The sequence below is a fragment of the Streptomyces sp. genome, assembly GCF_035644915.1.
In the GTDB taxonomy this organism is placed as follows: Bacteria; Actinomycetota; Actinomycetes; order Streptomycetales; family Streptomycetaceae; genus Streptomyces.
On the sequence record NZ_DASQNP010000047.1, the window covers coordinates 1 to 4,489 of the forward strand.

Genomic DNA, 4,489 nt, shown 5'->3' on the forward strand with positions numbered 1-4,489 from the left:
CCTCCTGCTGCTGCTCGGTCATTTGACACCAGCGAGCTGTTCAGGAAGCCCCGCCCGCGCCTTGACCCCCGCGCCCCCTGTCGGGACTCCCGTTCGACGTGCTCCTCTCACGGTCGGAAAGACCAGCCACTCAGGACAACACAGCCAAGGCCGGCGGATACAGACGGGCCTGTCCGGCGTCGCTATGGAAGTGGTGGGAACGGCACCGGCGCGTGGGCTGCCAGCGAACGCTGGCGGCCCACGTTTCACACGGGCTTCCGTTTCCGGTGGCAGACCCGGATCAGGGGGGCGGATGTCAGTCCCTCGTCCGCTCCCGTGCCCAGGCTGGGCAGCACCGGCACAGCGGGCAGCCGCCGCTGCCGTACCTGTACGTCTTGCGCCGGTGTCCGGAACGCGTGTCGATCTTGTTGCCGGGGGCGGTGCGGATGGATCGGGCCCCGTGACCGGCAGTGAAGGCGGGCTTGGGGGTGCGGTTCTGCACCGGCCCGAAGGACTGGCGCGGTGAACCCCGGCGACGCCCCGCCACCGTCACGATCTCGTCCAGGCTGCCGCCTCGCCGTCGACGGGGATGCCCAGCCGGTCGGCCACGGTGGTGAGGGCCGTTCCCAGCGGGAGCGCGACCCGGGCGAGGGCGTGCCGGTCGCCCCGGGTCGGGTCCAGGTTGACGATCAGCACCGGCTTTCCGGCCTGCGCCGCCTGGCGGACGAACCGGAGCCCGGACATCACCGTCAGTGAGGAGCCCAGGACCAGCAGCGAGGCCGCCTCACGGACCAGCTTGCGGCAGTGTTCGACCCGCCGCGGCGGAACGGCTTCGCCGAAGAACACCACGTCCGGTTTGAGGATGCCGCCGCAGTTCGTGCAGGGCACCACGCGGAAGTTCCCGACCTGTTCGTCAGTGAGGTCGGCGTCACCGTCCGGGTTGATTCCGGCGGCCACCGGCTCGAAGCCCGCATTGGCCTCCTCCAGCCGCCGGGCGAGTTCACGGCGCGAGCTGAAGGCGCCGCAGGAAAGGCAGACGACCCGGGCCAGGCTTCCGTGGAGTTCCACGACGTCCTTGCTGCCGGCGGCCTGGTGCAGGCCGTCGACGTTCTGAGTGATCACACCCGACAGCAGGCCGTGCCGCTCGAACGCGGCCACGGCCCGGTGCCCGGCGTTGGGGCGGGCGCGGCCGAAGGTGCGCCAGCCGAGGTGGCTGCGCGCCCAGTACCGGCGCCGGGCCTGGGCGCTGGCGGTGAAGTCCTGGTAGGTCATCGGGGTGTGCCGGCTCAGGCTTCCGCCCTCGCCCCGGTAGTCGGGGATGCCCGACTCCGTGGAGATGCCCGCCCCGCTGAGCACCAGCACACCCCCGGTGCTCAGCGCGTCGGCGACCGGCTCCAGATCCGTGGTGCCCGGCGGCAGGTCCTCGGTCGGGGTCCAGCTCAGAGTGGGGCGCATGCGCATGCCGCCAGGGTACGGAACAGGCTGCGCGGTGGTGCCCGCCCCGGCGTGGTGGACGGCGGCGGTGCGCGGGAACAACCAGTCGTGCGGGACGTCGCCGATGGCCAGGACGTCGGCGCCGCAGCCGCTCAGTTCGGCCCACCCCGCCTGCACCACCGCGCGTACCCCTGCCCGCTTCACCGCCGCGGCCACCAGCTTGCTGAGCCGTTCCCCCTGCCCCGGTGCCATACTGCCGAACCCGAGGAACACCGGCGGCGGACCGGCTGCGAGGAAGTCGGCCAGTTCGGCCGGGGGCTGCCAGCCGTCCGGCCGCGCGGGCCACCAGTAGCCCGCCACCTCGACCCGGGACGGCCAGTCCCCGGGGCGCGGCACCACCAGCGGGCCGAAGCCGTGGAAGACCGACCGGACGCCCACCGGTGCCACCGGCCCGTCGGGGCAATCCGCCGCGGGCATCGTTTCCGCATCCCCGCAGCGAAAGGGCGGGCATGGCCTCCGCGCAGGTCCGCGACTCCCACGCTTCTCCCCGCCTCGCCGCTGGGCCGGCAGGGAGGACGGCCGCGGCACCTCGCCCTCGCTCATCGCGCGCTCCGGCCCCGCCGCCCAGGACCCACCAGCCACCCCCGGCACACCACCGGCACGGCCCCACGGCGGGCCCATCAGGCGCTGGAGCGGGTGACCAGGCGGGTGGGCAGGATCAGCGGGGTGGGGTCCTGTCCGTTGACGAGTGCGACGAGCATGCGCGCCATCTCCCGTCCGAGGGCGTTTATGGGCTGGTGGACGGTGGTGAGCGGCGGGTCGGCGAGCTCGGCGACGGCCAGGTCGTCGAAGCCGATCACGGAGACGTCGTCGGGGACTCGTCGGCCGGCCTCACGCAGCGTGCGCAGCGCTCCCGCTCCCATGTTGTCGTTGGCGGCGAACACCCCATCCAGGTCGGGATGCTCAGCCAGGAGTGCGGCCATGGCGGCGGCACCGCTGGCCTCGGTGAAGTCCCCCTCCTGCGGCGGGAACGGATCGAGGCCGGCCGCCAGCATGGCGTCCCGGTAGCCGCGGTACCGGGCACGCCCGACCTCGGTGTCCAGGCGCCCGCAGATCACGGCCACGCGCGTGCGGCCACGCGAGACCAGGTACTCGGTCGCCTCGCGTGCTCCGCCGACGTTGTCGACGTCCACGTACCACCGGGGGGCCGGGCCGACCGGGCGTCCTCCGAACACGACGGGCATCTTCGCCCGCTCGGCCATGGGGACAAGCGGGTCGTCCTCGCGCAGCGCCATCAGCATGGCGCCGTCGGCGCCCTTGGCCAGAAGGAGCCGCTCCACCCGCTTGCGGCCCCGGTCGGAGGCCGCCAGGCACAGCATCAGATGCAGGTCGGCTTCCTCCAGGGCGGCCGACGCCCCCACGATCACCTGGGCGAAGAACGGGTCCGCGAAGATCGACGGGTCTTCTCCCGCGATGACCAGGGCGGCTGCCCCCGTGTGGCGGGTGGCCAGAGCGCGGGCGGTCGGATTGGGCACGTAGCCGAGCTGCCGGGCGGCCCGTGCGACGGCCTCGCGCTTGGCGCGGCTGACGTGTGGCGCGTTGTTGAGGGCGCGGGAGGCCACCGAGCGGGAGACGCCGGCGAGTTCGGCCACCTCGTCGAGTTTCGGCTGCGGGTGGGGCGCATCTATTGCCATGGAGCCATGAGCCTTTCCCTCTCGACCGGGCGAGAAGCATCTCACTCCGGTCTTCTCCGCTGCCACCCACTCGGCCGGTGACGGTGGACAGGCACGGGGCCCTGGAGGGTTGGAGAACTGGAAGCGCTTCCAGTTTATGGAGCCTGTAGAGCTTGTCGTCGTCATGCGAAGGGCGGCCGTGCGCCGACCCTTGACACCCCTACCAGCCCGTCACATGATACCGAGCATCCCTCAAGGCCCTCAGGAGTCTTGGGACCGCTTCCAGTGGGAGCGCTCCCAGGATGCTGACGGCCCTTCGGGGATGTCGTCCCTGCCGATCGGTCGCCGCCGCGGGGGACGTCGTACCACCGCACTTCCTCAGCGCGCCGCATGCTCGGGACGAGAGCGTGCGACGCATCCCTGCCAGGAAATCGAGGTACAGCCATGCGCCGCAGACTCCGCGCCCTGGTGGCAGCGCTCTTCGCGCTGCCTCTGGCGCTCACCGTCGCACCGTCCGCCCACGCGGCCGACCCGACCACCATGACCAACGGGTTCTACGTGGACCCCGACTCCAGCGCGAAGCGATGGGTCGCCGCCAACCCCGGTGACGGCCGGGCGTCCGCGATCAACACCTCCATCGCCAACACCCCGACGGCCCGCTGGTTCGGCTCCTGGAGCGGGGCCATCGACAATGCCACGAGTACGTACACGGGAGCGGCGGACCGCGCGGACAAGCTGCCCATCCTCGTCGCCTACAACGTGTACAACCGCGACTACTGCGGCGGGCACTCCGCCGGCGGAGCCTCCTCGCCGTCCGCCTACGCCACCTGGATCTCCCAGTTCGCCGGCGGGATCGGCAACCGCCCGGCCGTCGTCATCCTCGAGCCGGACTCCCTCGGGGACTACGGCTGCATGAACCAGGCCCAGATCGACGAACGCGAGAGCATGCTCATCAATGCCCTTGCCCAGTTCAACCGCCAGGCCCCCAACACCTGGGTCTACCTCGACGCCGGCAACCCGGGCTGGGCCAGCGCGCAGGCCATGGCCGGGCGCCTCCACGAGGCCGGCCTCCGCCAGGCCCGCGGCTTCTCGCTCAACGTCTCCAACTACTTCACCACGGCCGAGAACATCGCCTACGCCAACGCCGTCAACAGGGAACTCAGCGCCCGCTACGGCTACACCAAGCCGTTCGTCGTGGACACCAGCCGCAACGGCAACGGTTCCAACGGCCAGTGGTGCAACCCCGCGGGCCGCCGTATCGGCACTCCCACCCAGCTGGGCGGAGGCGCCGAGATGCTCCTGTGGATAAAGGTCCCGGGCGAGTCCGACGGCAACTGCGGAGTCGGGGGCGGCTCCTCGGCCGGACAGTTCCTCCCCGAGGTCGCCTACAAGATGATCTACGG

Annotated in this window: 3 protein-coding genes; 1 reads left to right on the forward strand and 2 read right to left on the reverse strand. The window is 71.8% G+C overall.

Translation table 11 applies throughout. From position 1 onward, the window contains the following. Nucleotides 1-528: 528 nt before the first annotated feature. The gene (locus VE546_RS05135) at nt 529-1,440 is read right to left on the reverse strand and encodes an NAD-dependent protein deacetylase (protein WP_324918990.1); all 912 of its coding nucleotides are present in this window, start codon (nt 1,438-1,440) and stop codon (nt 529-531) included. Between the two features lie 653 nt (nt 1,441-2,093). Continuing rightward, complete coding sequence (locus tag VE546_RS05140) at nt 2,094-3,107, reverse strand: LacI family DNA-binding transcriptional regulator (protein ID WP_324918984.1); 1,014 nt, start codon at nt 3,105-3,107, stop codon at nt 2,094-2,096. Nucleotides 3,108-3,530: 423 nt separating this feature from the next. Here VE546_RS05140 and VE546_RS05145 point away from each other — a divergent pair. Continuing rightward, the coding region (locus tag VE546_RS05145) for a glycoside hydrolase family 6 protein (protein WP_324918987.1) at nt 3,531-4,489 on the forward strand (959 nt) is incomplete at its 3' end.